29 protein-coding genes are annotated in these 24,131 nt (G+C 70.3%); 16 read left to right on the forward strand and 13 right to left on the reverse strand.

What is annotated here, in order from left to right:
- Positions 1 to 61 precede the first annotated feature (61 nt).
- Together QE377_RS14475 and typA are read left to right on the forward strand one after the other, a co-directional pair.
- The gene (locus tag QE377_RS14475; RefSeq protein WP_307324548.1) at positions 62 to 502 is read left to right on the forward strand and encodes a PH domain-containing protein; all 441 of its coding nucleotides are present in this window, start codon (positions 62 to 64) and stop codon (positions 500 to 502) included.
- Positions 503 to 578: 76 nt separating this feature from the next.
- Positions 579 to 2,492, forward strand: a complete 1,914-nt coding sequence (gene typA, locus QE377_RS14480; RefSeq protein WP_243227493.1) for a translational GTPase TypA — start codon at positions 579 to 581, stop codon at positions 2,490 to 2,492.
- 7 nt (positions 2,493 to 2,499) lie between these two features.
- Here typA and QE377_RS14485 read toward each other — a convergent pair whose 3' ends face one another.
- Positions 2,500 to 3,048: a helix-turn-helix domain-containing protein gene (locus QE377_RS14485; protein WP_307324551.1), complete on the reverse strand. Its 549-nt coding sequence runs from the start codon at positions 3,046 to 3,048 to the stop codon at positions 2,500 to 2,502.
- A 64-nt stretch (positions 3,049 to 3,112) separates the two neighbouring features.
- Between QE377_RS14485 and QE377_RS14490 the strand changes: the two genes are divergently transcribed.
- From QE377_RS14490 to ddaH, 7 genes are all read left to right on the forward strand, one after another.
- Positions 3,113 to 3,811 (forward strand): AzlC family ABC transporter permease, encoded by a 699-nt coding sequence (locus QE377_RS14490; protein ID WP_307324553.1) that lies wholly within the window; start codon positions 3,113 to 3,115, stop codon positions 3,809 to 3,811.
- Positions 3,808 to 4,122: an AzlD domain-containing protein gene (locus tag QE377_RS14495; protein ID WP_307324555.1), complete on the forward strand. Its 315-nt coding sequence runs from the start codon at positions 3,808 to 3,810 to the stop codon at positions 4,120 to 4,122. The genes QE377_RS14490 and QE377_RS14495 overlap by 4 nt, the downstream gene beginning before the upstream one ends.
- A 34-nt stretch (positions 4,123 to 4,156) precedes the next feature.
- Positions 4,157 to 4,534 carry a histidinol dehydrogenase gene (locus tag QE377_RS14500; protein WP_307324557.1) on the forward strand — a complete coding sequence of 126 codons (378 nt, stop codon included), beginning with the start codon at positions 4,157 to 4,159 and terminating at the stop codon, positions 4,532 to 4,534.
- Positions 4,535 to 4,543: 9 nt separating this feature from the next.
- Positions 4,544 to 4,864, forward strand: coding sequence for a ferredoxin (gene fdxA, locus QE377_RS14505; protein WP_137417408.1), 321 nt, complete (start codon positions 4,544 to 4,546; stop codon positions 4,862 to 4,864).
- Between the two features lie 8 nt (positions 4,865 to 4,872).
- On the forward strand, positions 4,873 to 5,985 hold the full coding sequence (gene dapC, locus QE377_RS14510) for a succinyldiaminopimelate transaminase (protein WP_307324561.1): 1,113 nt from the start codon (positions 4,873 to 4,875) through the stop codon (positions 5,983 to 5,985).
- A gap of 168 nt (positions 5,986 to 6,153) precedes the next feature.
- Positions 6,154 to 7,452 (forward strand): citrate synthase, encoded by a 1,299-nt coding sequence (locus QE377_RS14515; protein ID WP_307324563.1) that lies wholly within the window; start codon positions 6,154 to 6,156, stop codon positions 7,450 to 7,452.
- A gap of 2 nt (positions 7,453 to 7,454) precedes the next feature.
- A complete protein-coding gene (gene ddaH / locus QE377_RS14520) occupies positions 7,455 to 8,216 on the forward strand; it encodes a dimethylargininase (protein WP_307324566.1) in 762 nt (253 codons plus the stop codon).
- Between the two features lie 5 nt (positions 8,217 to 8,221).
- On the opposite strand, the gene ppk2 is transcribed toward ddaH, so the two are convergent.
- Positions 8,222 to 9,022 (reverse strand): polyphosphate kinase 2, encoded by an 801-nt coding sequence (ppk2, locus tag QE377_RS14525; protein WP_307324568.1) that lies wholly within the window; start codon positions 9,020 to 9,022, stop codon positions 8,222 to 8,224.
- Positions 9,019 to 9,957: a 2,3,4,5-tetrahydropyridine-2,6-dicarboxylate N-succinyltransferase gene (gene dapD / locus QE377_RS14530; RefSeq protein WP_307324570.1), complete on the reverse strand. Its 939-nt coding sequence runs from the start codon at positions 9,955 to 9,957 to the stop codon at positions 9,019 to 9,021. Before dapD ends, ppk2 begins: the two co-directional genes overlap by 4 nt.
- 43 nt (positions 9,958 to 10,000) lie before the next feature.
- Between dapD and dapE the strand changes: the two genes are divergently transcribed.
- From dapE to QE377_RS14545, 3 genes are all read left to right on the forward strand, one after another.
- Positions 10,001 to 11,074 (forward strand): succinyl-diaminopimelate desuccinylase, encoded by a 1,074-nt coding sequence (gene dapE, locus QE377_RS14535; protein ID WP_307324572.1) that lies wholly within the window; start codon positions 10,001 to 10,003, stop codon positions 11,072 to 11,074.
- Positions 11,059 to 12,264 (forward strand): hypothetical protein, encoded by a 1,206-nt coding sequence (locus QE377_RS14540; protein ID WP_307324575.1) that lies wholly within the window; start codon positions 11,059 to 11,061, stop codon positions 12,262 to 12,264. The genes dapE and QE377_RS14540 overlap by 16 nt, the downstream gene beginning before the upstream one ends.
- A gap of 68 nt (positions 12,265 to 12,332) precedes the next feature.
- Positions 12,333 to 12,503, forward strand: coding sequence for a DUF3117 domain-containing protein (locus QE377_RS14545; protein WP_137417400.1), 171 nt, complete (start codon positions 12,333 to 12,335; stop codon positions 12,501 to 12,503).
- Between the two features lie 57 nt (positions 12,504 to 12,560).
- On the opposite strand, the gene QE377_RS14550 is transcribed toward QE377_RS14545, so the two are convergent.
- Positions 12,561 to 13,199 (reverse strand): O-methyltransferase, encoded by a 639-nt coding sequence (locus QE377_RS14550; protein WP_137417399.1) that lies wholly within the window; start codon positions 13,197 to 13,199, stop codon positions 12,561 to 12,563.
- Positions 13,200 to 13,270: 71 nt separating this feature from the next.
- Here QE377_RS14550 and QE377_RS14555 point away from each other — a divergent pair, with 71 nt between their 5' ends.
- A complete protein-coding gene (locus QE377_RS14555; protein ID WP_307324578.1) occupies positions 13,271 to 13,651 on the forward strand; it encodes a Sec-independent protein translocase TatB in 381 nt (126 codons plus the stop codon).
- Between the two features lie 12 nt (positions 13,652 to 13,663).
- Here the strand turns inward: QE377_RS14555 and QE377_RS14560 are convergent, their stop codons facing one another.
- The 3 genes from QE377_RS14560 to QE377_RS14570 are packed head-to-tail and all read right to left on the reverse strand — an operon-like array spanning position 13,664 to position 16,654.
- Positions 13,664 to 14,815, reverse strand: coding sequence for an Mrp/NBP35 family ATP-binding protein (locus QE377_RS14560; RefSeq protein ID WP_307324580.1), 1,152 nt, complete (start codon positions 14,813 to 14,815; stop codon positions 13,664 to 13,666).
- Entirely contained in the window at positions 14,805 to 15,404 is a 600-nt protein-coding gene (locus QE377_RS14565) for a DUF1003 domain-containing protein (RefSeq protein WP_307326042.1), read from the reverse strand. Before QE377_RS14565 ends, QE377_RS14560 begins: the two co-directional genes overlap by 11 nt.
- On the reverse strand, positions 15,404 to 16,654 hold the full coding sequence (locus QE377_RS14570; RefSeq protein ID WP_137417397.1) for a magnesium transporter MgtE N-terminal domain-containing protein: 1,251 nt from the start codon (positions 16,652 to 16,654) through the stop codon (positions 15,404 to 15,406). The genes QE377_RS14565 and QE377_RS14570 overlap by 1 nt, the downstream gene beginning before the upstream one ends.
- 70 nt (positions 16,655 to 16,724) lie before the next feature.
- On the opposite strand from QE377_RS14570, the gene QE377_RS14575 reads away from it, so the two are divergent.
- Complete coding sequence (locus QE377_RS14575; RefSeq protein WP_307324582.1) at positions 16,725 to 17,351, forward strand: general stress protein; 627 nt, start codon at positions 16,725 to 16,727, stop codon at positions 17,349 to 17,351.
- Positions 17,352 to 17,381: 30 nt separating this feature from the next.
- Here the strand turns inward: QE377_RS14575 and QE377_RS14580 are convergent, their stop codons facing one another.
- Together QE377_RS14580 and QE377_RS14585 are read right to left on the reverse strand one after the other, a co-directional pair.
- Positions 17,382 to 18,791: an aminopeptidase P family protein gene (locus QE377_RS14580; protein WP_307324584.1), complete on the reverse strand. Its 1,410-nt coding sequence runs from the start codon at positions 18,789 to 18,791 to the stop codon at positions 17,382 to 17,384.
- A gap of 33 nt (positions 18,792 to 18,824) precedes the next feature.
- On the reverse strand, positions 18,825 to 19,835 hold the full coding sequence (locus QE377_RS14585; protein ID WP_307324587.1) for an endonuclease/exonuclease/phosphatase family protein: 1,011 nt from the start codon (positions 19,833 to 19,835) through the stop codon (positions 18,825 to 18,827).
- 77 nt (positions 19,836 to 19,912) lie between these two features.
- Between QE377_RS14585 and QE377_RS14590 the strand changes: the two genes are divergently transcribed.
- The gene (locus QE377_RS14590; protein ID WP_307324590.1) at positions 19,913 to 20,782 is read left to right on the forward strand and encodes a PHP domain-containing protein; all 870 of its coding nucleotides are present in this window, start codon (positions 19,913 to 19,915) and stop codon (positions 20,780 to 20,782) included.
- Positions 20,783 to 20,805: 23 nt separating this feature from the next.
- On the opposite strand, the gene QE377_RS14595 is transcribed toward QE377_RS14590, so the two are convergent.
- Positions 20,806 to 22,260, reverse strand: a complete 1,455-nt coding sequence (locus tag QE377_RS14595) for a DEAD/DEAH box helicase (RefSeq protein WP_307324593.1) — start codon at positions 22,258 to 22,260, stop codon at positions 20,806 to 20,808.
- 175 nt (positions 22,261 to 22,435) lie between these two features.
- On the opposite strand from QE377_RS14595, the gene QE377_RS14600 reads away from it, so the two are divergent.
- On the forward strand, positions 22,436 to 23,152 hold the full coding sequence (locus QE377_RS14600; protein ID WP_307324596.1) for a ferritin-like fold-containing protein: 717 nt from the start codon (positions 22,436 to 22,438) through the stop codon (positions 23,150 to 23,152).
- Between the two features lie 18 nt (positions 23,153 to 23,170).
- On the opposite strand, the gene QE377_RS14605 is transcribed toward QE377_RS14600, so the two are convergent.
- Genes QE377_RS14605 through QE377_RS14615 form a run of 3 tightly spaced genes read right to left on the reverse strand, consistent with a single transcriptional unit; the run spans position 23,171 to position 24,104 of the window.
- A complete protein-coding gene (locus tag QE377_RS14605) occupies positions 23,171 to 23,581 on the reverse strand; it encodes a RidA family protein (RefSeq protein WP_307324598.1) in 411 nt (136 codons plus the stop codon).
- A gap of 4 nt (positions 23,582 to 23,585) precedes the next feature.
- Positions 23,586 to 23,876, reverse strand: a complete 291-nt coding sequence (locus tag QE377_RS14610) for a hypothetical protein (RefSeq protein WP_307324601.1) — start codon at positions 23,874 to 23,876, stop codon at positions 23,586 to 23,588.
- A gap of 3 nt (positions 23,877 to 23,879) precedes the next feature.
- Entirely contained in the window at positions 23,880 to 24,104 is a 225-nt protein-coding gene (locus QE377_RS14615; protein WP_307324605.1) for a DUF3107 domain-containing protein, read from the reverse strand.
- Between the last annotated feature and the right edge of the window lie 27 nt (positions 24,105 to 24,131).

Here is a 24,131-nt window from a genome sequence, read left to right on the forward strand (position 1 = left end):
CATCATCTCGGCGGTCGCCGCCGCCTTCCTCCTCGGCGACGCGCTGATCCGCGCCGGAATCGTGAGCGCGCTCCTGCTCGCCCCGTGGATCCTGCTCGCGCTGTGGGGGATCTACGTCGGCGTCTTCGTGTCCAGCGTGACCAGCTCCGCCGACGGTCTGCGCGTGCAGAACTTCCTGCGCGTCACGCGCATCCCCTTCTCCGCGATCGCCGACATCCGCATGCGCTACCAGCTCGTCATCGAGACGATGGAGGGCCGCACTCTCACCTGCTACGGGGGACCGGTCTCCGCCCGCAGCGGCGCGCGCCGTTCTCCCAGCGGGGACCGTCCCGCGGCCGGCTCGCAAGACGCCGAGCGCATCATCGACGACTGGCAGTCGGCCCTCGAACCCACCGCGGTTCCCGCCCACGTCCTGCGGATGTGGGATGTTCCGGCGCTCGTGGCGCTCATCGCCCTGGCCGTCTGGGCGGGCATCGCCGTGGCGGTCGTCGGGGCGGGCTGACCGGTCCACAGCCGCCTGCGGTAGACTGAAGGGCCCGGAGTCCCGGGCCACCCTCCCTCACTGCAAGGAAACCTGTATGGCGCGCGCCCTCCGCTCCGATCTGCGTAACGTCGCGATCGTCGCCCACGTCGACCACGGCAAGACGACTCTCGTCGATGCCATGCTCCGTCAGACGGGCTCGTTCGGTGAACACGCGCACGTCGAAGAGCGCGCGATGGACTCCAACGACCTGGAGCGTGAGAAGGGCATCACGATCCTCGCCAAGAACACGGCGATCACGTACAACGGCATCCACACCGACACCCCCATCACGATCAACGTGATCGACACTCCGGGTCACGCCGACTTCGGTGGCGAGGTCGAGCGCGGCCTGTCGATGGTGGATGGCGTCGTGCTGCTCGTCGACGCCTCCGAGGGTCCGCTTCCCCAGACCCGCTTCGTGCTGCGCAAGGCGCTCGAGGCGAAGCTGCCGGTCATCCTGCTCGTGAACAAGACCGACCGCCCCGACGCGCGCATCGCCGAGGTCGAGGAGGAGGCTCACGACCTTCTGCTGGGCCTGGCCTCCGACCTGCAGGACGACGTGCCCGACCTCGACGTCGATGCTCTGCTCGACGTCCCCGTCGTCTACGCGTCCGGTCGTGCCGGTGCCGCGTCGCGCACGCGCCCCGAGAACGGGTCGCTGCCCGACAACGAAGACCTCGAGCCGCTGTTCGAGGCGATCCTCGAGCATGTGCCGGCACCGTCCTACGACGACGAGGCGCCGCTGCAGGCGTGGGTGACCAACCTCGACTCCAGCCCGTTCCTCGGCCGTCTGGCCCTCCTGCGCGTGTTCAACGGCACCCTCAAGAAGGGTCAGACCGTCGCGTGGGTCCGCCACGACGGTTCGCACTCCAACGCGCGCGTGACGGAGCTGCTCAAGACGAAGGCGCTCGAGCGCTTCCCGGCCGAGTCCGCCGGCCCCGGTGACATCGTCGCCATCGCCGGATTCGAGGACATCACGATCGGTGAGACGATCGCCGACCCCGAGGATGTCCGCCCGCTGCCCGCCATCACCGTCGACGACCCGGCGATCTCCATGACGATCGGCACGAACACGTCGCCGCTCATGGGCAAGGTCAAGGGGCACAAGCTCACGGCGCGCATGGTCAAGGACCGCCTCGACCGCGAGCTCATCGGCAACGTCTCGCTCAAGGTCGTCGACATCGGCCGCCCCGACGCCTGGGAGGTCCAGGGCCGTGGTGAGCTGGCGCTGGCGATCCTCGTCGAGAACATGCGCCGCGAGGGCTTCGAGCTCACCGTCGGCAAGCCGCAGGTCGTCACCAAGCGCGGCGAGGACGGCAAGCTCAAGGAGCCGTTCGAGCACCTGACGATCGACGCCCCCGAGGAACACCTCGGCGCGATCACGCAGCTCATGGCCGCGCGCAAGGGTCGCATGGACAACATGACGAACCACGGCACCGGCTGGGTGCGCATGGAGTTCGTCGTCCCCTCGCGCGGTCTCATCGGGTTCCGGAGCGAGTTCCTCACCATCACGCGCGGCACGGGTATCGCCAACGCGATCTCCCACGGCTACGACGACTGGGCCGGCTCCATCACGACGCGTCAGAACGGCTCGATCGTCGCCGACCGTCAGGGCGTGGTCACCCCCTTCGCCATGATTGCGCTGCAGGAGCGGATGAGCTTCTTCGTGCAGCCGACCGAAGAGGTCTACGAGGGAATGGTCATCGGCGAGAACTCGCGCGCCGACGACATGGACGTCAACATCACCAAGGAGAAGAAGCTGACGAACATGCGTTCGTCGACCTCCGACTCCTTCGAGTCGATGACGCCGCCGCGTGTGCTGACGCTCGAGGAGTCCCTCGAATTCGCCCGCGACGACGAATGCGTCGAGGTCACCCCCGAGAAGGTGCGTATCCGCAAGGTCGTGCTCGACGCCACCGAGCGCGGCCGCGCCGCATCCCGTCTGAAGCGCCAGGACGCCAACGCCTGAGTCGGACTCAGCGGACCTCGGAGACGAGGACCGCGCTGGTATCGCGGGTGAGCGCCTCGAAGATGTGAGGTGCGTCCCCGCGATACCGGAGGTAGTCGCCCGGAGAGAGCTCGACGGGGGAGTCGGCAGGCCCTGCGGCCGCGCGCCCGGTGATCAGCACGACGTGCTCGACGGTTCCGGGCGTGTGCGGCAGCGACCGCCGAGGCTCGCCCGGCTCCGCCCGCAACAGGTAGAGGTCGCTCCGAGAATGCGGCGAGCCCGCGGCGAGCAACAGAGCGCTGTAGGGGGAGTCGGACGCAGGGATGCCCTCGTCCGAGCCCGCGCGGATCAGGCGCAGTCCGTCGTCGGGCTCTTCGACGAACACGGCGAACGGCACTGCCAGAGCCGTCGCGATCGCCCAGAGGGTCTCCACGCTGGGGTTGCCGGTGCCCGATTCGAGCTGCGAGATCGTGGCCTTCCCCACTCCGGCCCGGCGCGCCAGCTCGGAGATGCTCACCCCCGCGCGTTCCCGCTCGCGCCGCAGCGACCGGGCGATGCGTGGACCCATGGTCTCCATTCGTTCAGTATGACGTACAGGCGTTCGGTTTGACGAACGGTTTTCCGGCGGACATCATGTGGAGATGGACCCCGACAGCCTGCCCGACCCCGGCCGCCGCGCGGTTCGCCAGGGCCTCGCGGTGGCCCTGGCGACGAGCGCGTACGGCATATCCTTCGGTGCCCTCTCGGTCACTGCGGGCCTGGATGTCTGGCAGACCTGCGTCCTGAGCCTGCTCATGTTCACCGGTGGGTCGCAGTTCGCCTTCGTCGGCGTGATCGCCGCAGGCGGCATCGCCGCCGCACCTGCAGCGATCGCCTCCGCGGCGCTTCTCGGGGTGCGCAACGTGGCATACGGCATGCGGCTGTCGCCGCAGTTCGACGGGATGTGGCGCAAGATGGCCGCCGCCGGATTCACCATCGACGAATCGACCGCCGTCTCGCTCGCACAGACGGATGCGCGTGCCCGATCGCTCGGATTCTGGGTCACGGGTGTCGGCATCTACGTCGGCTGGAACATCTCCACGCTGGCAGGCGCTTTGCTGGGTGATGTCCTGGGCGACCCGCGCGCCTACGGCCTGGATGCGGCGGCCGCCGCCGCCTTCCTCGCGCTGCTGTGGCCGCGGCTGGTGGGCGGGCAGGCCATCGCGGTCGGCGTCGCCGCGGCCGTGGTGGCGACCGTCCTCACGCCCGCGCTCATGCCGGGCGTTCCCGTGCTGATCGCCGCCCTCGTGGCGGTCGTCGTCGGGTGGGCCGACCGGCCCGGTGCGGGGGCGGCATCGTGACGCTGTGGAATGCGGTCCTTCTGGCCGCGGTGATCTGTCTCGCCCTCAAAGCCGTGGGATACGCCATCCCGACGCGCTTCGTCGAGGCGCCGAGGCCGGCACGCGTCGCGGATCTGCTCACCGTCGCGCTGCTGGGTGCGCTGGTCGCCGTGCAGGCGCTGGGCGCCGGGCAGGCGATCGTGGTCGATGCTCGCCTGCCTGCGCTCCTGGTCGCCGCGGGGCTCCTCGCGCTGCGTGCCCCGTTCCTCGTGGTGGTCGTCGCGGCCGCCGCCGTCGCCGCCCTGCTGCGTCTGGTGGGTTGGGCCGCCTGAGACGACTCCCACCTGCGGCGACTAGGATCCCGGGGTGGGCTCGCTTGCATCTCGTATCGCCGCCTGGGCGATCGCTCTCGTCGTGGGCGTCGTCTACGGCGCCGCCGGATCCTTCGCGCATGCGGCATTCATCGGACCTGTGCCGATCGGGCTCCTGCTCGGGGTGACCGGCGCCGGTGCGCTGCTGATCGCCGTGCGCCTCCTGACGGCGGACAGGTGGACGACCCTTGCGGCCGCGCTGGGCGTCATGGTCATCACGTACGTGTTCGCCCAGCCGTCGACGGGTGGGTCGGTGCTGTTCACGGTGGAGCATGAGACGCTCGCGCTGATCTGGATGGGCGCCGTCCCGCTGCTGGCGGCCGTCGTCGTGGCGTGGCCGCGCGCGCCCCGACGGGCAGCCGAGGCGAACTAGACTGATGCCGTGACGTATGTGATCGCCCTTCCGTGCGTCGATGTCAAGGATCGTGCCTGCATCGACGAATGCCCCGTCGACTGCATCTATGAGGGCGACCGCTCGCTCTACATCCACCCCGATGAGTGCGTGGACTGCGGAGCGTGCGAGCCGGCCTGCCCCGTCGAGGCGATCTACTACGAAGACGATCTGCCGGAAGAGTGGCAGGACTACTACAAGGCCAACGTCGAGTTCTTCGACGACATCGGCTCGCCCGGCGGCGCCGCCAAGGTCGGCGTGATCCACAAGGATCACCCCGTCATCGCCGAGCTGCCGCCCCAGGGCGAGTGAACGCCTAGATGAGCGTCGCCGACCTCGCCGACTACCCCTGGGACGCCGTCGCGCCGTACGCCGAGACCGCGCGTCGTCACCCCGACGGCATCGTCGATCTCTCGATCGGATCTCCCGTCGACCGCACTCCGGCGGTCGTCGAGGCCGCGCTCGCGGCCGCGACCGACGCGCACGCCTATCCGCAGACCGTGGGTACGCCCCCGCTGCGTGAAGCGATCGTCGACTGGTACGCGCGTCGCCGCGGCGTCGCGGATCTCACTGCCGCCCACGTGCTGCCGACCGTCGGTTCGAAGGAACTGGTGGCCCTGCTTCCGCTGCTGCTCGGCCTCGGCGTCGGTGACACCGTCGTGCATCCGGTCGCGGCGTATCCGACCTACGAGGTCGGCGCACGCCTGGTCGGGGCGACCGCGGTGGCCGAGGACGATCCGGCCTCGTGGCCGGACGGCACCAGACTCATCTGGATCAACTCTCCCGGCAACCCGGACGGCCGGGTGTGGAGCGTCGCCGAACTGCGCGTGGCCCGTGAGCGGGCGCGAGAGCTCGGCGCGGTGCTCGTGTCGGACGAGTGCTACGCCGAGCTGGGATGGGAAGCGCCGTGGGCTGAGGCCCCCGTGCCGTCGGTCCTGGATCCCGCCGTGGTGGCAGCCGATCTGTCGGGGGTGCTGTCGGTCTACTCGCTGAGCAAGCAGTCCAACCTCGCCGGTTATCGTGCCGCCTTCCTCGCGGGCGATCCCGGCCTGGTCGCGCGGCTGCTGACGGCGCGGAAGCACCTGGGGCTCATGCTGCCCGCTCCCGTGCAGGCCGCGATGGTGGCCGCGCTGGGCGACGACGCGCACGTCGCCGCACAGAAGGGGCGCTACGGCGCCCGTCGGGCGGTGCTGAAGCCCGCCGTCGAGGCCGCCGGCTTCCGCGTCGACCGCAGTGAAGCCGGGCTCTATCTCTGGGCGACGCGCGGCGAGGATGCGTGGGACAGCATGGCCGCCCTCGCCGATCTCGGCATCCTGGCCGGCCCCGGGCACTTCTACGGACCGCACCATCCGCAGCACATCCGGCTGTCCCTCACGGCATCGGATGAGCGGATCGCCGCGGCTGCGATGCGTCTCGGTGCCGCGAGCTCGTAGGTTTCCTCTTACGGATCTCCCATTCCTTTGGCGCCATTCACCGTAGGCCGCTGCCACGGCTAGGCTGTAATCGCAGGGGCGCGCCGACACGTAGTGTGCCCGGGCAGGTCGCCACCGGGCGACCGAGGATCCCCACCTTTCGCCGACGATCCATCGCAAGGAGGCGCCGTGACCGAAGCCGGCTCGCAGCAGAAGACCGCACGTCTGACCGTCGCAGAGCACACCGCGGAGCTGCCTGTGCTGACGGGCACGGACGGTGTGCCCAGCATCGATGTGTCCTCACTGACGCGTCAGACCGGACACACGACCCTCGACTACGGGTTCGTGAACACCGCGGCGACCAAATCCGCGGTCACCTTCATCGACGGCGACGAGGGCATCCTGCGCTACCGCGGATACCCGATCGAGCAGCTCGCGAAGAACTCGACCTACCTCGAAGTCGCCTGGCTGCTCATCTACGGCGAGCTGCCCAGCGCGAGCGAGCTCGAGGACTTCGACAACCGCATCCGGCGTCACACCCTCCTGCACGAGGATCTGAAGCGCTTCTTCTCGGCTCTGCCGCACACCGCGCACCCGATGTCGGTGCTGTCAGCGGCCACCGCGGCGCTGTCGACCTACTACGAGAACCAGTCGGATCCGCACAACCCCGAGTTCGTCGAGCTCAACACCATCCGGATGCTCGCGAAGCTTCCCGTGATCGCGGCCTACGCACACAAGAAGAGCGTCGGTCAGGCCTTCCTGTACCCCGATAACTCGCTCAGCTTCGTCGACAACTTCCTGAAGCTCAACTTCGGAGTGCTCAGCGAGCAGTACGAGATCAGCCCCGTGATGTCTCGCGCGCTCGAGCGCCTGCTGATCCTGCACGAGGACCACGAGCAGAACGCCTCGACGTCGACCGTGCGTCTGGTGGGCTCCACCGGCGCGAACATCTTCTCCTCGGTCTCGGCGGGAATCAACGCTCTGTCCGGGCCGCTTCACGGTGGTGCGAACGAGGCCGTGCTCGACATGCTGGGCCGCATCCGCGACTCCGGCGAGAGCGTGCAGCGTTTCGTCGAGCGGGTCAAGAACAAGGAAGACGGCGTGAAGCTCATGGGCTTCGGGCACCGCGTCTACAAGAACTACGACCCGCGCGCGAAGCTCGTCAAGGAGTCCGCCGACGAGGTGCTCGCCGAGCTCGGCGTCAGCGACCCGCTGCTGGATCTCGCGAAGGAGCTGGAGGAGATCGCCCTGCGCGACGACTACTTCATCTCGCGCCGGCTGTACCCGAACGTCGATTTCTACACCGGGGTCATCTACAAGGCCATGGGCTTCCCGACTCGCATGTTCACCGTGCTGTTCGCGATCGGTCGTCTTCCGGGCTGGCTCGCGCACTGGCGGGAGATGAACCAGGACCCGCAGACGAAGATCGGTCGCCCCCAGCAGCTGTACGTGGGTGCTCCCGAGCGCAACTACCCGGGCGTGGGCTGACGATGCCGCGGCTTCTCGTGCGGCCGCCGTCCTCGCGACTGGCGGAGGGGGAGCTCACGCACCTCGAGCGGGTGCCGGTGGATCCCGCGCTCGCGCGCGAGCAGTGGGAGGCGTACGTCGACGTGTTCCGCGCCCGCGGGTGGGAGATCGTGCCGGTCGCCGAGGCGGATGAGCAGGCGGACGGCGTCTTCGTCGAGGATGCCGTGGTCGTGTTCGGCGATCTGGCCGTCCTCTGCCGCGCCGGAGCCGACTCGCGCCGGGGTGAGCGCCCCACGATCGAAGCCGCGACCGCGCGGACCGGGCTGTCGACGGCGGAGATCGTCGCACCGGCGACGCTCGACGGCGGCGACGTTCTGAAGATCGGCCGTACCGTCTACGTGGGCCTGTCGGCGCGCACGACCGAGGACGCCGTGGCGCAGCTGCGCGCACTGCTCGAACCACGAGGGTGGGACGTGCAGGGCGTCCCCGTGACGCGGGTGCTGCATCTGAAGTCAGCGGTCACCGCACTTCCGGACGGCACCGTCATCGGTTACCCGCCGCTGGTGGACGACGCCGACGCGTTCCCGGCGTTCCTGCCGGTTCCCGAGGAGCACGGCACTGCTGTGGTGGTGCTCGACGAGAACACCGTGCTCATGTCGGCGGACGCTCCGGCATCCGCTGCTCTCTTCCGGGAGAGGGGGCTGGAGGTCATCACCACGCCGGTGACCGAGTTCGAGAAGCTCGAGGGCTGCGTCACCTGTCTGTCGGTGCGGCTGCGCGACTGACGCCGTCAGCGCTCCAGCGTGGCGGCGTAGTCGGGGACCATCGCGTCCGCGCTGCGCGGCGGGCGTTCGTATCCGCGTGAGGCGGGTCTTTCCGGGATCTCCACTGTCTCGTGCGGGAGCGGCTGCCAGGGGATCTGCCCGAGCAGATGGTGGATCATGTTGATCCGGCCACGACGCTTGTCCTCATTGTCGACCTCGTACCAGCGCGCCTCGGGGATGTCGGTGTGCACGAGCATCGCATCCTTCGCCCGTGAGTAGTCCTCCCACTTGGTGATGGACAGCACGTCGTTCGGGCTCAGCTTCCAGCGCCTCATCGGGTCGCTGGCCCGCGAGCGGAAACGCGCCTCCTGCTCGACATCGGAGACACTGAACCAGTACTTGAGCAGCAGGATGCCGTCCTCGACCAGCATCCGCTCGAACAGCGGGGCCTGGCGCAGGAACCTCTGGTATTCCGCATCCGTGCAGTAGCCCATGACCCGCTCGACGCCGGCCCGGTTGTACCAGGAGCGGTCCATGAGCACGATCTCGCCCGCCGCGGGCAGATGCGGGATGTAGCGCTGGAAGTACCACTGCGACTTCTCGCGATCCGTGGGCGTCGGCAGAGCGACGATGCGGCTGACGCGGGGATTCAGGTACTCCGCCACCCGCTTGATCGTCGATCCCTTGCCCGCAGCGTCGCGGCCCTCGAAGATCACCACGACGCGCGCGCCGGTCGCCTGCACCCACGCCTGCATGTCGACGAGCTGGGCCTGCAGACGCGCGACTTCGCGCTCGTAGAGCTTCTTCGGCAGCCGCGGCGCGCTCATGCGTGCAGCGCTTCGTTGAGGGTGACTCCCACGCCCGCGCGTCGCACGGCTTCGATCGCTCCGGTCACCGAGTTCCTGCGGAAGAGGATGCCGTCGCGTCCGGACAGCTCCGCGCCCTTCACGACGGGGCGTGTTCCGTCGGCGCCCGGCTGCTCGTCGGCGAGGACGATCTTGGATCCGGCGGTGACGTAGAGGCCGGCTTCCACGACGCAGTCGTCGCCGAGCGAGATGCCGATGCCCGCGTTCGCGCCCAGGAGCGTGCGCGATCCGATCGAGACCCGGTGGGTGCCGCCGCCCGAGAGGGTGCCCATGATCGACGCGCCGCCGCCGATGTCGCTGCCGTCACCGACCACGACGCCCTGGGAGATGCGCCCTTCAACCATCGAGGCGCCCAGGGTGCCGGCGTTGAAGTTGACGAATCCCTCGTGCATGACCGTGGTCCCGGGGGAGAGGTAGGCGCCCAGGCGCACGCGCGAGGCGTCGGCGATGCGCACCCCGGGCGGGGTGACGTAGTCGAGCAGCCGCGGGAACTTGTCGAGGCTGTGCACCTGGATACCGGCGCGGGTCAGCGCCGGACGCAGACGCTCGGCGTCGGCGGGGTGCATCGGTCCCGCGGTCGTCCACGCGACGATCGGCAGGTGGCCGAAGACACCCTCGAGGTTGATCTCGTTCGGGGCCACGACCCGGTGGGAGAGGGCGTGCAGACGCAGGTAGGCGTCGACCGTGGATGCCGGGGCCGCATCCACATCGATCGTCAGCTCGACGGGAGCGACCGTGACCCGGCGGCGGGTGTCTGCGCCCGCGAACTCCGCGAGGTCGGCGGTCGAGGCGGGCTGCGCCTGGACCGCCACCGTCGGGAACCACGCGTCGAGGACGGTGCCGTCCTCGCTCGTCGTCGACAGACCCGTGCCCCACACCGTGCGCTTCATGCTCATCCCCTCAGGTTATCGGCCCGGGGAGCCTCGATAGACTGAGCTCATGCCCGTGCTGGATCTGTCCGCGTCCGCCGTCGAGCTCACGCAGGCGATCTGCGACATCCGGAGCGTGTCCGGAGATGAGGCGACGCTGGCGGACGCCATCGCCGCGGCCCTCGCGCCCCTGTCGCACCTCGAGGTCTTCCGCGACGGCGACACGATCGTCGCCCGCACCCGCCTCGGCAGGCCGCAGCGCGTCGCGATCGCCGGGCACATCGACACGGTCCCCGTCAACGACAACCTCCCGACCCGTCTGATCGACGACGAGGGCGAGCCGAGCCTCTGGGGGCGCGGCACGGTCGACATGAAGGCGGGCGTCGCGGTCCAGCTGAAGCTCGCCGCCGAGCTCACCGATCCGCGCGTCGACATCACCTGGATGTGGTACGACCACGAAGAGGTGGAAGCCTCCCTCAACGGTCTCGGACGCGTGGCGCGCCTGCGCCCCGACCTCTTCGAGGCGGACTTCGCCATTCTCGGCGAGCCCTCCAACGGCCAGGTGGAGGGAGGCTGCAACGGCACGCTGCGCGTCGTGGCGCGCACGCACGGCGTCCGGGCCCACAGCGCACGCGCCTGGGTGGGGGAGAACGCGATCCACGCCGCAGCTCCGATCCTCGCCCGCCTCGCCGCGTACGAGCCGGCGACGATCGACGTCGAGGGACTCGCCTACCGCGAGGGCCTGAACGCCGTGCGCGTGACCGGCGGCGTGGCAGGCAACGTCATCCCCGATCTCTGCGAGGTCGAGATCAACTACCGCTTCGCGCCGAGCAGGTCGGTGGCCGAGGCGGAGGCGCACGTGCGCGAGGTACTGGCAGGCTACGAGGTCGAGCTGACGGATGCGTCCGCGGGGGCCCGGCCGGGTCTGGACGCCCCCCTCGCTCAGGAATTCGTGCGCGCGGTCGGTGCCCGACCGCATCCGAAGTACGGCTGGACGGATGTGGCGCGCTTCTCGGCGCTGGGAGTCCCCGCGGTGAACTACGGCCCGGGCGACCCGAGCCTGGCCCACCACGACCAGGAGCGCGTGCCGATCGCGCAGATCGAGGACGTCGAGCGCGGACTGCGCACGTGGCTGAGCAGCTGACGCGCGTCGGCCGCTGGCCCGCCGCCGCGCGGATCGGGCTGATCTATGTCGCCGCGCGTCTGGTGACGCTCGGCTTCTTCGCCCTCGCCTCCGCGCTGTCGACTCCGGCATCGCGGTTCGGCGTGGATCCCGGCATCGGCAAGCTGCTCATGGGCTGGGACGCGCAGTGGTACTGGGTGGTCGCCGCCAACGGGTACCCCTCGCCGCTGCCGCTGACCGAGGCGGGCCAGGTTGCCGAGAACGCGTGGGCCTTCCTGCCGCTGTATCCGTGGCTGTCGCAGGGAGTGGGGCTCATCACCGGCGGGTGGCCCGTGGCGGGTCCCCTCGTCGCGCTGATCGCCGGCTACTTCGCGGCGCTCGCGTTCTATCGCCTGATGCGTCAGCGTCTCGACCGGTCGACGTCGACCTGGGCGGTCGTCTTCTTCGTGGCGGGTCCGCTGGCCGCGCTGTTCCAGATCGCCTACGCGGAGTCGCTGTTCCTCCTGTGGCTGATCCTCGCGCTGGACGCCCTGCTCCGGCGCCGTTACATCTGGCTCTACCTCCTCGTCCCGCTCATGGGGTTCACGCGCCCCGGCATCCTCGCTTTCGCCCTCACGCTCGGGCTCGTGGGCATCTGGCGTTGGCTGCGCAGGCGTGCGGATCCCCTCCCCGCACGGGAGATCCTGCACCTGGTCGCCCTCGCCGCCCTGGCCACGGTCGTCGGCTTTTCCTGGCAGGTGATCGCGGCCGTCTCGACGGGCGACCCGGGCGCCTACCTGATGACGGAGCTCGCGTGGCGGCGCAACTGGATCCCGGATGCGGCCGCTCACTTCTTCCCGTTCGAGGGCTTCCTCGCCGGCACCGCCTTCTGGGCGCGGCTGTGGGGCTGGCCGCTGTGGCTCGGGTTCGCGTTGCTGACCGTGATCGTGCTGGCGGCGGCCGCCGTCCTGCTGTTCGCGCCGGGGGTGCGCCGGCTCGGCGTCGAGGTGCGGTTGTGGTCGGCGAGTTACCTGCTCTACCTGCTCGCCGTCTTCTTCCCGCAGTCGAGCACCTTCCGGCTGCTCGTGCCGCTGTCGCCCCTGTGGGGCGCCGTCGCGGTCGGGCGTCATCCGGCCTGGCGTATCGGCGTACTGGTGGCGGGTCTCGCCGCACAGTGGTGGTGGATCTACAACATGTACGCGCTCGGGAACACTCTCTGGCAGATCCCCTGAGGACAAGCGTCGGGCGCGCTCTCACGCACGATAAACTGGGAACTCACCATTGACGAAGAGGAGCCACGATGGCAGCCATGAAGCCGAGAACCGGAGACGGGCCGATGGAGGCTGTGAAGGAGGGGCGCCTGATCATCGTTCGTGTTCCGCTCGAGGGCGGCGGGCGTCTTGTGGTGTCGGTCAACGACGCCGAGGCCAAGGAACTGCACGACGTGCTCGCGGGGGTCGTCGGCGCCTGAGCTGTTCACTTCCTGTTCCACTGCGGCCGGTCCTTCGGGACCGGCCGCAGTGGCATGTCAGTGGTTCTCGTCGATGGTCGTGAGCTGGAGGAGGCCCTCGCCCACGATCGACAGCGCGCCGATGACCGCGGGGGAGGACTGCGTCTCCTGGATGAGCGAGCGGTAGGCGGTCGTCACGGGGTCGCGGCGCACCGGGTCGGCCACGGCGCCGCCGGCGAGGATGCGGGGCACGAGCACGAGTCCGCCCGGGCGAACGAGACGCAGCCCGTGCTCCACGTACTCGATCACGCCGTCCGCATCCGCGTCGACGAGCACGATGTCGTAGGAGGCTTCGTTCATGCGCGGCAGGACATCGGAGGCGCGACCGGTGATGAATCTGGCGCGAGCCGGCGCGATGCGCGCGTCCGAGAACGCGCGACGGGCCGCCTGGAGGTGCTCGGGCTCCTTGTCGATGGTCGTGAGGATGGCCCGCGGCGCCCCGTGCATGAGCCACAGCCCCGACACACCCGCGCCCGTGCCGATCTCGACGATGTTCAGGGCGCGTGAGACCTGCGCGAGCAGCGCGAGCTGCGCACCGATCGGCGGGCTCACCGGATCCGCACCCAGTTCAAGAGCGTGCGTGCGTGCGCGGGCGATCGCGTCGGGTTCGACGGTCGCCTCGCGAGCGAAGCGGTCGCTCGCGTCATGTCCGGCCATGGTGTTCCTCCTCGGCAAGCCTACGGTCGCCGATGGGCGGCGGCGGTCAGGCGCGGCGGTAATCTGAAGGCATGGTGTTCGGGCTCACGATCGAGAAGCTGCTGGTGATCGCCGTGATCGCCGCCTTCCTCATCGGACCCGAACGACTGCCTCGCTATGCGGAGGCCCTCGCACGGTTCACGAACCGCTCCCGCGAGTTCCTGCGCGGTGCGCGCAGCCGCGTGAAGGACGAGATGGGTCCGGAGTTCGACGAGGTGGACTGGCGCAAGCTCGACCCGCGCCAGTACGACCCCCGGCGCATCATCCGGGAGGCGCTGCTCGACGATCCGCCCACGGCGACCGTGCGTGCCGCCGGTGCGACGGCGGCCATGACCGTGTCGACGACGCGCGCGGCAGAGAGCTTCGACCTCGAGTCGGGGGAGCGGCCCCCGTTCGACGACGAGGCGACCTGACGCCTCCGGCGCTCAGCGCGGTGTGACGGGCAGCTGTCTGCCGGAGAGCGAGCGTCCGGATCGCAGGATGCGGTCGGCGACCTGCTGGATCGCGAGCGAGGCCGCATCCTCCGGAGCACTGCGCACGACCGGCTCGCCGGTGTCCCCACCGTGGCGAAGGGCAGGGCTCAGCGGCACGCGCGCGATCACCTCGACCGTCTCGGCGTCGGTGCTCAGCTCCCGTGCGATGTGATCCCCGCCGCCGGAGCCGAACAGATCGAATCTCGTACCGTCCGGCAGCGTCATGGCGGTCATGTTCTCGACGACTCCCAGGACGCTCTGACCGGTCTGTCTCGCCACGAGCGCGCTGCGCGCCGCCACGTCGGATGCGGCCGCCTGCGGGGTCGTGACGACGAGGACGTCGGCGTGGGGCAGGAGCTGTCCGATCGAGATGGCGATGTCGCCCGTACCGGGGGGCATGTCGATGAGCAGGACGTCCAGGTCGCCGAAGTACACCTCGGTCAGGAACTGCTGGATTGTGCGATGCAGCATGGGGCCGCGCCACGCGACGGCGCTGCGGGCGGCGCCCTCGGGCAGGAACATCCCTATCGAGACGACCTTCACGTCGAAGGCGACCGGCGGGACGATGAGCTCGTCGATCCGGGTCGGTCGCACACTCGCCCCGTCGGCGTCGACGAGCCCGAGCAGCGCAGGGATCGAGAAGCCGTGCACGTCGGCGTCCACGACGCCCACGCGTCTCCCGCGTTCCGCCAGGGCGACGGCGAGATTGGCGGTGAGCGTCGACTTGCCGACGCCGCCCTTGCCGCTCGTGACGGCGACCACGCGCGTCAGCGACTCGGGTGTGAAGGGATTCCCCCGCCGCCGACCGCCGCGCAGGCGCGTCGTCAGCGCCTCCCGCTCGTCGGGGCTCATGACGCCCAGCGCGACCTCGACCGGGGCCTCTCCCACCACTCGCTCGGCGGCAGCGCGCACGTCGCGTTCGATGCGATCGGATGCGGGACAGCCGACGATCGTGAGCGCCACAGCGACGCGCACACCGCCGTCGGCGGTCTCCGTCACCTCGCGCAGCATCTCGAGGTCGGCGAGGCTGCGTCTCAGCTCGGGATCGGTGACGGCGCCGACCGCCTCCCTGACCCGGGCGACGCGATTGGTCTCAGAGCTCACGGGCTTCGCGCTCCGCCTTCTCGCGTCGTTCGGCCCGACGGCGCTTCTCTTCGCGCTCGGCTCGCACCTGCTCCGGCTTCTCACCGGCCTCGTGCGCCTGCAGATCCTCCAGCAGCGCGCGCAGCTCGTCGCGGAGCACCTCGCGCGTGACCGACTCGCTCGAGACGTCCGTCAGCGCCATCCGGAGCGCGACGATCTCGCGGGCGAGATACTCGGTGTCGGCGAGGTTGCGCTCCGCGCGCTGACGGTCCTGCTCGATCTGCACGCGGTCGCGATCGTCCTGTCGGTTCTGCGCGAGCAGGATCAGGGGTGCGGCGTAGGACGCCTGCAGCGAGAGCACGAGTGTCAGCGCCGTGAAGCCGTTGTCGGAGGAGTCGAAGCGCAGCTCCGGGGGCAGGATGGTGTTCCAGGCGAGCCAGGCGGCGCAGAACGCACTCAGGCCCACCAGGAACCACGGCGTGCCCATGCCCCGGGCGATCACCTCGGTGAACCGCCCGAAGCGATCGCGCGAGGGCTGCGAGGACCGCGACAGCATGCCGCCCCGGCCCCGGGGTGCGTCCAGTGCTCCTTTGCGGGGGGACCGGGCCATCATTGCGGCCGTCCTTCCGAGTCTCCCGTGCGCCAGTCCTCCGGAAGGAGGTAGTCGAGCACGTCGTCGACGCTCACGGCGCCGACGAGACGCTGTGCGGAGTCGACGACCGGCACGGAGACGAGGTTGTAGGTCGCCAGCAGGCGGGCGACGACGGCCGCGGAGGCGGTGGCGGGCACGGGTTCGAGCGAATCATCGAGCAGCGCGCCGAGCCGTTCGTGCGGGGGATAGCGCAGCATCCGCTGGAAGTGCACCGTGCCGAGCAGGCGGCCCGTCGGAGTCTCGTAGGGGGGCAGCGTCACGAAGACGGCCGCGGCGAGGGCCGGGTGCGTCTCGTGCCGGCGGATGAGCGCGAGCGCCTCGGCGATCGTGTTGTCGGCCGACAGCACGATGGGCTCCGGCGTCATGAGACCACCTGCTGTGTCGGGGCCGTACTGCAGGAGGGCGCGCACATCCTCCGCCTCATCCGGCTCCATCAGCTCGAGCAGCTCCTCGCGCTGTTCGGCCGGCAGTTGGGCGAGCACGTCGGCGGCGTCGTCGGGCTCCATCGCGTCGAGGATGTCGGCGGCACGCTCATCGCCCAGGGCCTCGAGGATGTGCACCTGCTCCTCTTCCGGCATCTCTTCCAGAGCGTCGGCGAGACGATCGTCGGGAAGCTCCTCCGCGACCTCGAGGAGACGGTCCTCGGGAAGATCCAGCAGGGTGTTGGCCAGGTCGGCGGCCTTGAGCTCGGCGTAGCTGGCGACCAGCCGCTCGGCGGACTGCGCTTCGCCGCGGGTCTGTCCGTCGTTGACGTCATGCCACGAGGCGAAGGTCGTCGCGCCCTTCGCGAAGGGCGAGGGGCTCGTCTTGGGCTTGCGCAGGAAGAGCTGCGACACGTCCCACTCGCCGAGGCGGTTGCGCTCGATCGCGACATCCTCGATGACGGCCTGGCCGGAGCCGTCGCGCAGGGACACCTTGCGTCCCACGAGCTCGGCCAGAACCCGCACCTCGCCGCCGCGCTGCTGGAAACGGCGCACGTTGATGAGGCCGGTCGTGATGACCTGGCCGGTGTCGATCGAGGTGACGCGCCCGATCGAGACGAAGACATGGCGTCGACCGGGGATCTCGATGACGAGGCCGATCACCCGGGGAGCATCGTCGGGGCGGTAGATCACGACGACGTCGCGCACGCGTCCGAGGCGGTCGCCGGCGGGATCGAAGACCGCGCATCCGGCCAGACGCGCGACGAAAACCCGCTGTGTGCTCACCCGACCAGCCTAGCCCCGGCCCCGATGACCGAGCAGGGAGCGCTGCGGCACGGCGTGGGAAGATGGGGTGATGAGCAACCAGGGTGCACCGTTCTCGCAAGGCTCCGCCGAGACGGGCGAGACCGTCGCGTCGTTCACGCAGTACGAGGGGGCGCAGAAGGCCGTGTCCGCTCTCATCGCGGCCGAGGTCCCGGCCAAGGAGATCGCGATCGTGGGCGCAGGCCTGCGCTCCATCGAGCGCATCACCGGCCGACTGGGCTACGCGACCGCCGCCAGGTCGGGCGCGATCAACGGCCTCATGCTGGGTGTGCTCTTCTCGTTCATCTTCGTGCTCGGCTCACCCGCCGCTCCGATCCAGGCCTTCGTCGGCGTGCTGCTGGTCGGCATCGCGCTCGGGATGCTGCTGAACATCCTGATGTTCTCGATCGTGCGCCGTCGGCGCGACTACGCCTCCGTCATGCAGGTCGTCGCGGACCACTACGAGGTCAAGGTCGCGCCCGCCAGTGTGCACAAGGCCCGCGCCGCGCTCGGCACCGCGCCGGCCGCGACGCGGCCGGCGGCGGCACCGCAGCGGCTCGACACCCCGCCCCGCTACGGCGAGCGGATCACGCCGGGCGGCCAGCCGCCGCAGGCGGCACCGGTCGAGCGGCCCGCGCCGGCAGAGCCGCAGCCGGATCAGGACGACGACCGCGCCTGAGCGCGCCGCATCCGGCCCGGGCCGCGACGCTCAGTCGGACAGGCGCGCGATCCACGCCTCGATCTCGTCCGCGGTGCGGGGGATGCCCGCGGACAGGTTGACGGGACCTTCCGCCGTCATGAGGATGTCGTCTTCGATGCGCACGCCGATGCCGCGCAGTTCCTCGGGGACGGTGAGATCGTCGGCCTGGAAGTACAGGCCGGGCTCGATCGTGAACACCATCCCGGGAGCGAGCTCGCCCTCGTAGTACATGTCGCGGCGCGCCTGTGCGCAGTCGTGTACGTCGAGGCCGAGGTGGTGGCTCGTGCCGTGCACCATGTATCGCCGGTGCTGACCGCCGCGGTCGGCGTCGAGTGCCTCCTCCGCCGTCACCGGGATGAGGCCCCACTCCGCGACGCGGGCGGCGATGACCGACATGGCCGCCTCGTGGATCTCACGGAACTTCACGCCGGGACGAGCGGCGGCGAAGGCGACGTCGGCGGCCTCGCGCACCGTCTCGTACACGCGGCGCTGGACCTCGGTGAAGCGGCCGTTGACCGGCAGCGTGCGGGTGATGTCGGCGGTGTACAGGCTGTCCACCTCGACGCCGGCGTCGATCAGGATGAGATCGCCCGGCAGGACGCGGCCGTCGTTGCGGGTCCAGTGCAGGTAGCAGGCGTGGGGGCCGGACGCCGCGATCGTGTCGTAGCCCTCCCCGTTGCCGTCGCTGCGAGCCCGCTGGTGGAAGACGCCCTCCACGACCCGTTCGCCACGAGGATGCGTGACGATGCGGGGGAGTTCTCGGACGATGTCGTCGAAGCCGGCACCGGTGACGTCCACGGCCAGCTGCAACTGGGCGATCTCGTGCTCGTCCTTGATGAGGCGCAGCTCCGACACGATGCGGCTCAGCTCGGCGTCCTCGTCGACCACGCGGTCCGCGTCGCTCGCCGTGAACGCGTCGAGATGAGCCGTCGCGATGGCGAGATCCGCCGCGACCTGGGCCAGCGACGGGCGCGGACCGATCCAGAACTCGCCCACACTCGCATCGGCGTAGAACTCGCTCGTGGTGCGGTCGGCGCGCTCGCGGAAGTAGAGCATGACGTCATGGCCCTCGTCGCCGCGGGGCTCGAAGACGAGCACGGAGCCCGGCTCGCTGTCCGCGCCCCATCCGGTCAGGTGGGCGAAGGCGGAGTGCGCACGGAACGGGTAGTCGGTGTCGTTGCTGCGCTGCTTGAGCTCGCCGGCGGGGATCACGAGGCGCGAGCCCGGGAACAGCGCGGAGAGTGCGACGCGGCGTGCGGCGGCGTAGGCCGCTTCGATGCGCGGCGGAGCGATCGTCTCCGCGCGCTCGGCCCATCCGGTCGAGATCGTCGACAGGAATCCCTGGGGGAAGGGCTGCTTGCGGTTCGAGACGACCGGCTCTTCAGTGGTCGCGGGTGAGGTGTCCGTGGATTCCGACATGGTTCCAGTCTCCCACCCTCCTCGGCGGCGCGCTCAGCCGGTGCGCTCGTACTGCACGACCAGCGGCCTGTGGTCGCTGCCGGCGTCGTCCATCCCGCTCAGCACCACAGAGCCGGTGGGGGTCCACTGCGGCGTGGCGAGCACGTGGTCGATCGGCGCGCCCGCGAGGGCCGGGAGGTCGGTGGGCCAGGTGCCGACCGAGCCGTTGCCCGTCTGCGATGCCGCATCCCGGCACGCGCCGAGCGTTCCGCCGTCGGTTCCGAGGCCCGCCATGTGATCGAGGGTGGCGTTGAAGTCGCCCGCCATGATGACGTCGCCACCCGCGCACTGGTCGGCCAGCCACTGCAGGTCATGGCGCCATTGCTCCATGTGGTCCTCCCGAGGGGCCACAGCGTGGGCGGCGACGACCGTGGGGCCGTTGCCGTCTGTCGGCATGGCGACGGCGCTCGGAACTGTGCTCGTGCCCTCTTGAGAGGACGCGATGACCGAGTAGGTGCCGAGCGACGGGCTGATGAGCAGCGTCGTCGAATCCGCCGCCCACCCATCGGTGCCGTACTCGGTGTGGTGCGCCCACATGGGACTGCCGAGATCCCGCATCGCGACCGCGACCTCCGCGCCGGTCTCGATCGTGGTCTCGGGCAGGCTCACGATGTCCGCGCCCATGGCGATGGCGGTCTGCGCGATCGTCTGGGGGGAGGTGGCGTCGCCGGCGGTGTTCCACGTCATGATTCGAATGCTGTTCTCGGTCTTCGCGGGAAGCGCCGTCGTGCCCGTGCCGCGCGAGACGATGATCACCGCGTTGGCGCCGACAGCGAGCACGGCGACAAGAGCGATCGGCAGGACGACGCGACGCAGCGGGCGTGCGACCGACAGCAGCAGGGCGACGACGGCGAGGGCCGCGAACGCCAGCGCGACGAGAGAGCGGAACGACACGATCTGGGTCAGCGGAAACGTCCGCGAGAGGCGGAAGAACTCCGGCCAGGTGAGCACGGCCGCCGCGATCGCGCAGAGCAGGCTCAGCAGGATTCCCAGCAGACGTGACACCCTCCGAGCCTAGGCAGCACACCTGAGCGTCGGCCGCACGCAGCAGGGCGCGTCCGGGCGCGCGGTACGCTCGGGGGATGAGTGCAGACGGCCGCGTATCGACGCCCGCCGACCTGCATCTGCACTCCACCCGCTCGGATGGCACCGAGTCTCCGGCCGAGGTCATGCGCCAGGCGCGCGCGGCGGGACTGGCGACGGTGTCGCTCACCGACCACGACACGACCGCGGGGTGGGACGAGGCGGCCGCCGAGGCCGTGCGACTGGGTATGGCGTTCCTGCCGGGCATGGAGATGAGCGCGCGCCAGGGCTGGCGCAGCGTCCACGTCCTCGCGTACCTGTTCGATCCCACGGACTCGGCGCTGACGGCGGAGCTCGCCCGCATCCGGGACGACCGCATCGGCCGCGCGGAGCGCATCGTTGCCAGCCTCGCTCGCGACTACGACCTCACCTGGGCGGACGTGCTCGCCCAGACCGGCGCCGACGCGACCGTGGGGCGCCCGCACATCGCGGATGCGCTGGTCGCGCGCGGCATCGTCGCCGACCGCGGTGCCGCGTTCGACGGCGTGCTGCATCCGCGCGCGGGCTACTACGAGCCGCACTACGCGCCCGACCCGCTCACCGCCGTCGACCTCGTGGTGGCCGCGGGCGGCGTGCCGATCATCGCTCATCCGACCCCTCACGGTCGTGACCGGATGCTGCCGATGCCCGTGATCGACGAGCTCATCGCGCACGGACTGGGCGGCTTCGAGATCGAGCATCGCGAGAACACGCCGGACGGCAAGGCGGTGCTGCGCAGGGTCGCGCACGAGAACGGTCTGATCGTCACCGGTTCCAGTGACTATCACGGCGCGGGCAAGCCCAACCGGCCGGGCGAGAACACGACGTCGGCCGAGATGCTCGCTCGGATCATCGCCCGCGCAAGCGGCAGCGCGCCGATCCATCCCTGAGGGGACCGGCGCGCTGCGAGCTCTCAGGCCGAGGGGGCCGATGCGTCGGGGCGGGGACCGCGCCGGCGCCGCCGACGCCGCGCCGCGGGCTTTCCGTCATGGTGCTCGGCACCGCCGCCGTCGTGCGTGCCGCCACCATCCGTGCGCGGCGCCTCGGAACCGGATGCGGCGGGCGCAGCGGATGCGTCCGAGCCCGAGCCCGAGCCCGTACGCCGACGGCGGCGCTTGCGCGGCGCGCCGTCTGCGGCGGGTGCGTCACCGGACACGGTCGTGACGGTGGCCGTGGCGGGGGCCTTGCGCAGGCGCCCCTTGGTGCCCTCGGGGATGTCGAGCTCTGTGAACAGGTGCGGGCTCGACGAATAGGTCTCGACGGGCTCGGGCTGTCCGAACTCGAGGGCGCGGTTGATGAGGGCCCACTTGTGCAGGTCCTCCCAGTCGACGAAGGTCACCGCGATGCCGGTGCGGCCGGCGCGGCCGGTGCGGCCGGCACGGTGGAGGTAGGTCTTCTCGTCGTCGGGGATCGTGTGGTTGATCACGTGCGTGACGTCGTCGACGTCGATGCCGCGCGCGGCCACATCCGTCGCGATGAGGACATCCTTCTTGCCCGCCTTGAAGGCCGCCATGGACCGCTCGCGCGACTCCTGGCTCATGTCGCCGTGGACGGCGCCGGCGTTGAAGCCGCGGTCGTTGAGCTCGTCGACCAGGCGCTGCGCCGCGCGCTTGGTGCGCGTGAACACGACGGTCTTGCCGCGACCTTCGGCCTGCAGGATGCGGGCGATGATCTCGTCCTTGTCCAGGCTGTGGGCGCGGTACACCAGGTGGCGGATGTTCGCCTGCGTCAGACCCTCATCGGGGTCGTTGGCGCGGATGTGGATCGGGTTGGACATGAAGCGTCGCGCGAGCGCGACGATCGGCCCCGGCATGGTGGCGGAGAACAACTGTGTGTGGCGCACCGCGGGCACCTTGGAGAAGATCTTGTCGATGTCGGGCAGGAAGCCGAGATCGAGCATCTTGTCGGCCTCGTCCAGGACGACTTCGGTCGCGTGGGAGAGGTCGAGCAGACGCTGGTTCGCGAGGTCGATCAGCCGGCCCGGCGTGCCGACGACGATCTGCGCGCCGGCCTTCAGCTGGTCGATCTGGCCCTCGTAGGCCTTGCCGCCGTAGATGGCAACGACGCTGGTGCTGCGACCCGAGGTCAGCAGGTCCATGTCTTCGTAGACCTGCACCGCGAGCTCGCGCGTGGGAACCACGATGAGGGCCTTCACGCCGGGCTCCGGCGAGGCGCCGAGGCGTTGCACGACGGGGATCCCGAAGCCGAAGGTCTTGCCGGTGCCGGTCTTGGCCTGGCCGATGATGTCCTGCCCGGGCAGGGAGAGCGGAATGGTCTGCTCCTGGATGGGGAACGCGTCGGCGATGCCGCGAGCGGCGAGAACGTCGACGATGTCCTGGTCGACGCCGAGCTCGGCGAAGGTCGTCACAATATGCACCTGTCTGGTTGTGGGCGCGGGGCGCGCCGCCGGATGTCCGCGCCCTTGTCAGCCCCAGGCGCGCAGGTCCCGATCCGATGCCGGGACCCCACCAGGATACCGGAGCACGCCCTCGGGTCCGCCTGGCGCTCCGGCGCGCGGGCAGGGAACCTTCTAGGCTGGTCGTGTGTGGGATTGGTTCCGACGTCGTTCGAGGCCTGCGGGTCGCACGCTGCGCCTGCGCTCACGGGGGGAGTACGACGGCATCACGCGCGTCGACTTCGCCGAGCTCGCCCCCGACACCGACACCTTCCTCGGACAGGCCGCCTATCTGCAGCTCGGCTTCTTCGAGACGCTCACCGAGCTCATCGCGCTGACGCCCGAGCTCGCCCGCAAAGAAGCGATCTCGCGCGCCGCGGGCGCTGCACTGCGCAAGCACGAGGAGCTCGTCGCGGTCATCCGTGATCGTGACGAGGATCCGACCGCGCTCATGCTGCCCTTCCGCGAGCCGCTCGACGCGTTCCGCGCCCAGGTGCACGGCGTGCGGTGGCCGGAGACGATGCTCTCGGTGCACCTGACCGCGGGCATGCTCGACGACTTCTACCTCGCCCTCTCGGCGAGTTACGGCGAGACGGGGCTGCGGGTCGCTCGCGCGCTGGAGGCGGACGATGCCCGCAGCGCGCTCGTCGACATCCTGCGTGAGACCCTCGGCGAGAGCGAGGAGTGGCCGTCTCTGCTCGCGCTGTGGGGACGCCGACTCGTCGGCGACACCCTGCTGATCGCGCGCGCGGCATTGAAGGGCACCGAGAATCCGACGGCGATCCAGGAGACCGTCGAGCCGGTGTTCACCGAGCTCATGGCGGCGCACGCGCGTCGGATGGAGTCGCTCGGCCTCTCGTCCTGACGGGCGGCGCGGCCGGTGTCAGTCCGCGACGGCGGCGACCGCCTCGATCTCGACGAGCTGGTCGTCGTAGCCGAGCACCGTCACGCCCATCAGGGTGCTCGGGACGTCATGATCGCCGAACGCGTCCCTGACGACCTCCCACGCCGCGACGAGGTCGCTCTGGCGTGCCGAGGCGACAAGCACGCGGGTGCTGATCACGTCGTGCAGTTCGGCGCCGGCGGCCGCGAGGGCCTCGATGAGCGTCTCGACGCATCGAGACGCCTGACCTGCATAGTCGCCGACCGCGACGGTGGAACCGTCGTCGGCGAGAGGGCACGCTCCCGCCAGGAAGATCAGACGGGTGCCGGCGGGAGCGGTGGCCGCGTAGGCGTACTCGGCCACACCGCTCAGCTGTTCCGCCCGGATCAGGCGGACCGCGGAGGCGCTCATCCGCTCAGCCGATGTGGAGGCGCTGGCGCTGGCGCGCATCGTGCGCCGAGCGGACGCGTTCCACGACCACGAGAACGGGCACGACGATGACCGGGGCGGCGACGAGCGCGGCCAGCCACAGCCATGGCTCGGCCGTGGTCGTGCCGGCCCATGTCAGCGCGAGCCAGGCGGCACCGCTGACGACGGCCCCGATCATCGGCGCGAGCGCGACGCCGCGCAGCTCACGGCCGCGGAGGGCGAAATGCGCCGCGGTGCCCACGGCCGCGCCGTAGATCAGCGCGAGCAGGATCTCCATCGCTCAGGCAACGAAGCCGACCCGACGGGCCTCTTCGGTGCCGAGCTCGACGTAGGCCAGGCTCGCGGCGGGGACGATGTAGGAGTTTCCCTTGGTGTCGGAGAACGACACGAACGGAGCGCCCGAGCCGAGGGCGTCGGCGAGCGACTTCTTCACGTCGTCGGCTGCCTGGTCGGTCTCGAAGTTGAGCTCGCGGCCGGTGTTCGCGATGCCGATGCGGATCTCCACGGATGTCGCCTCTCTCGTCTGTCTTCG

Origin of the sequence: Microbacterium sp. SORGH_AS_0862, from assembly GCF_030818795.1 — a bacterium.
GTDB lineage: Bacteria > Actinomycetota > Actinomycetes > Actinomycetales > Microbacteriaceae > Microbacterium.